Source organism: Stenotrophomonas sp. 05L44_2, assembly GCF_056665995.1.
In genome coordinates, this window is the sequence record NZ_JBFTNR010000428.1 from 1 (window position 1) to 3678 (window position 3678).

The following is a 3678-nucleotide window of genomic DNA, read 5'->3' on the forward strand; positions in this document are numbered from 1 at the left end:
GCTGCGTTACGCGCTGGAGTGATCCGGCGGGCGCATGTTCATCGTGCGTGGCCCGGTTCACCCGTTGCGAACGGTGCTCTGGGATGATGACTGCATGTCCACGCCCCTGCTGCCTCCCGATCCATCTTCGCCGCTGCGCCGGCGCCTGCTGCGCGCTGCCCTGCTGGCGCCCGTTGCGGCGGCATTGACCACCCTGCCCGGCTGTTCGCTGCCGGAACAGGTGGACGGCACCTTCCTGCAGCCGTGGCGCAGCCACCTGCAGTGGCGCATGGCCGATTGGCAACGCTCGCTGCAGCTGGCACGCCGACTCGGCTGCAGGCAGCTGGTGCTGCAATGGAGCGGCATCGTCGGTGGCGCCGAGGGTGATTGGCAGCTACCCGATACCAGTGTGCGCATGCTGTTCACCGCAGCCTCGGAAGCCGGTATCGCGGTTCGCGTCGGCCTGCCGTTCCAGCAACGCTGGTGGCAGGCCATCGGCGGAGACGACGCCGCACTGCAGGCCTTCTTCGCCGACAGCCTGACGCAGGCGCGGGCCTGGCTGGCACAGGCGCCCTGGTCTCGCCTGCAGGCATTCAATGGCTGGTACATCCCCTACGAACTCGAGCAGTACCACTGGGCCGATCCCGCCCGTCAGCAATGGTTGGCGCAGTGGCTGCACGGCATCTCCCAGGCGGCGGTCGAGCGTGGTGGCGACTGCGCGATCTCCTGCTATTTCAGCCGCCTGCAGACCCAGGGCGACCTGGTAACCCTGTGGGATGCCGTTCTCGCGCAGGCATCGGTCAGACCCATGGTGCAGGATGGCGTGGGTGTTGCCGGCGCCGGCAACGTACAGCAGCTGCAGCCGCTGCTGCAGCATCTGCGCACGCGTGGCGTGGCCTTCGATGCCATCGTCGAACTGTTCCGCGAGCTGCCCGGCGAGAACAACGACGGCACCCAGTTCAAGGGCGAAACCGCTGATGCCGCCCGTATCGAGCGACAGCTGGCCTGGGCGCGCGACAGCGGCGCCGAGCACGTGCTGGTGTACGCGCTGGACCCTTGGCTGTCGCAGGACACGCCGGAAGCGGCCGCATTGCGCAAGCGCTGGGGGATCTGACCCCGGTACCGACGCGCAAGAAGCGTTACAGCGTGCGGCCGATGATGTCGCGCAGGATCTCGCTGGTGCCACCGAAAATCCGCAGTGCACGCGCGTCGGCCCAGGCACGCCCTATTCCATATTCGCTGCTGTATCCGTAGCCGCCGTGCAGCTGCAGCAGGTCGTCCAGCACCTTCCCTTGGACTTCGGTGGCGTTGAGCTTGGCCATCGCCGCGYGGGTGGGATCCAGTCGGCCGCTGATCTGCTCGCCCAGGCACTGGTCGAGGAAGCTGCGCAGCATCGCCAGCTGTGCCGTGGCCGAGGCCAGCACGAAGCGCGTGTTCTGGTGGTCGATCAGCAGCCGACCGAAGGCCTTGCGCTGCCGCACGTAGGCCACCGTCTCAGCCAGCATGCCTTCGGCCGAGGCGGCCGCGCGCAGCGCGATGGCCAGCCGTTCGGCCGCCAAATGCTCTTCCAGGTAGGCGAAGCCACTACGCTCCTGGCCCAGCAGGTGATCGGCAGGCAGGAACACGTCTTCGAAGAACAGTTCGGTGGTGTCCTGCGCATGCTGGCCGATCTTGGCCATCGGGGCACCGCGGCTGACACCGGCAGCGGCCAGGTCCACGCAGAACAACGTCAGGCCGCCGGCACCGAGTTCCGGGGCGACAGTGGCCACCACCACGGCGACGTCGGCATTGCTGCCATTGGTGATCCAGGTCTTCTGCCCGTTCAATCGATATCCGCCGTCCACTACGTCGGCACGGGTGCGGATCGTCTTCAGGTCACTGCCGGCGCTGGGCTCGGTCATCGCGATCGCACCGATCGCTTCACCCCGTGCCATCTTCGGCAACCAGGCATCGCGCACGGCTGGCGTGGCGTACTGCATCAGGTAGGGCGCGACCATGTCCGAGTGGATCGAGAAGCCGATGCCCAGATAGTTGGCGCGTGCCAGTTCTTCGATCACGCAGGCGGCGTGACCGTAGTCGCCTCCCATGCCGTAAGGCTCGGGCAACTGGCAGTTGAGCAGGCCGGCCTCGCCCGCCGCGCGCCACAGCGCACGTGGCGTGATGCCATCGCGCTCCCATTGCGCGTACCCGGGCGCGATCTGTGCGTCGATGAAGCGACGGACCTGGTCGCGGAACAGTGCGTGGTCCTCGCGGAATACCGGCCGGTCTGCCATCGGATCAGCGGCCCACCGCGTCGGTGCCACTGAGCTGGCCCTGCAGCACCGGTGCGTTGGCGGCGCCGGTCAGGAACAGGCTGTAGTGATCGCCGGGCTGCAGCGCGGGAAGTTCGAGTGCGGGACTGTCCTTGCCACCGCAACCGGCCACCAGCCGCGCCTTGACCGGATTGATGCCACGCGCGGCGCTGCGGCCAGCGGCAACCGCCGGGAACACCACTGCGCCCTTGTCGGCCATTGCCAGCTTGCCCTGGGTGCAATTGCCGGCGAGGTTGTAGAAGCGGATCTCGGCCTTGAGGGCGTCACTGCTGCCACCACCGTCTTCGAGCACGTTGAAGGGCTTGGCCGCTGCGCCGGGATCCAGCACCAGGGTGGTGAAACTGCCGGCGGCCACCGCTGGCTGCGTGCGGGCCTTGCCGGCCACGCGCACGCTGAACGGCTTGCCGCCTTCAACGATCGCATAACGGGTAGCGCGTGTTGCCTGCCCGACGTTCTGGTCGGCGCCATTGCCGATACCGGCCTTGAGCACCGTGCTGCCCGGGTTGAGCACGCGCACGAAGGCAGAGCCAGCGGGCGGGCGCGCGGCATACAACTGGGCCAGGCGCCCTTCCGGTGCGCCTTGGGCGAAGGCTGCGCACGGCGACAGCAGCAGCGCGGTGGCGACCAGCGATTTCAGGACAGTGTTCATGCGGGTTTCTCCGTCGTGCGGAGCGTGCGCGCCAGGATCTGGTAGCGCTGCTCCAGTTGCTTGCGATCCACCTTGTTGCTGATCGTCTGCGGCAGGGCATCCACGGCGAACAGCTCGGAAGGAATCATATAGGGCGGCATGTAACGTTCGAGCTGGCCCTTCCAATCTGCCAGGTCCGCTGGCGGACGCTGCAGTGGGCCGGTCTGTGGCTGCGTGGTTTCGACAAAGCCGATCATCCGCACCAGGCTGCCATCGGGCCGCCGCAGTACCACGGCGGCTCCTGCGACCACGCCAGGCAGGCGGGCCAGGCCGACATCGACCTCGGCCAGTTCAATGCGGTAGCCATTGAGCTTGATCTGGTCGTCGCGGCGGCCACGGAAGTAGAACCGGCCCTGCGCATCGACATCACCGAGATCACCGCTGCGGTACGCACGCTTGCCGTTGTGTTCGAACAACACGCCGGCATCCAGGTCCGGGCGCTCGAGATAACCACGCATCACATGGTCGCCGGCCATGCAGATCTCACCATCATCGAGGAACACCTCGGCATAGGGCTTGCCGATGCCGATCGGGAACGGGTTGGGTGCCGCCGCACGCAGGGCCGGATCGATCTCCACCCATGTGGTGGAACAGGTCGCTTCGGTCGGCCCGTAGGAATTGATGATGCGCACCTGCGGGAAACGCGCCCACAGTTCTTCAGCCACGCGCGGCGTGAGTGATTCGGCACCGAACACGAAC

4 protein-coding genes are annotated in these 3678 nt (G+C 67.2%); 1 reads left to right on the forward strand and 3 read right to left on the reverse strand.

Translation table 11 applies throughout. The annotated features are described in order from the left end of the window. Positions 1-94: 94 nt before the first annotated feature. Positions 95-1093, forward strand: coding sequence for a DUF4434 domain-containing protein (locus tag AC1VAN_RS14910; RefSeq protein ID WP_200867516.1), 999 nt, complete (start codon positions 95-97; stop codon positions 1091-1093). A 25-nt stretch (positions 1094-1118) separates the two neighbouring features. Here the strand turns inward: AC1VAN_RS14910 and AC1VAN_RS14915 are convergent, their stop codons facing one another. From AC1VAN_RS14915 to AC1VAN_RS14925, 3 genes are all read right to left on the reverse strand, one after another. Next, entirely contained in the window at positions 1119-2252 is a 1134-nt protein-coding gene (locus tag AC1VAN_RS14915) for an acyl-CoA dehydrogenase family protein (RefSeq protein WP_480986089.1), read from the reverse strand. A 4-nt stretch (positions 2253-2256) separates the two neighbouring features. After that, the gene (locus AC1VAN_RS14920; protein ID WP_442251753.1) at positions 2257-2940 is read right to left on the reverse strand and encodes an alginate O-acetyltransferase AlgF; all 684 of its coding nucleotides are present in this window, start codon (positions 2938-2940) and stop codon (positions 2257-2259) included. After that, positions 2937-3678 (reverse strand): AMP-binding protein (locus AC1VAN_RS14925; RefSeq protein WP_480986090.1); only part of this gene is annotated, 742 nt, incomplete at its 5' end. The genes AC1VAN_RS14925 and AC1VAN_RS14920, both read right to left, overlap by 4 nt.

What these genes read in the sequence shown, in the direction of transcription:
- AC1VAN_RS14910 (WP_200867516.1), top strand. Translation starts at nt 95, where the DNA reads ATGTCCACGCCCCTGCTGCCTCCCGATCCATCTTCGCCGCTGCGCCGG.
- AC1VAN_RS14920 (WP_442251753.1), bottom strand. Translation starts at nt 2,940, where the DNA reads ATGAACACTGTCCTGAAATCGCTGGTCGCCACCGCGCTGCTGCTGTCG.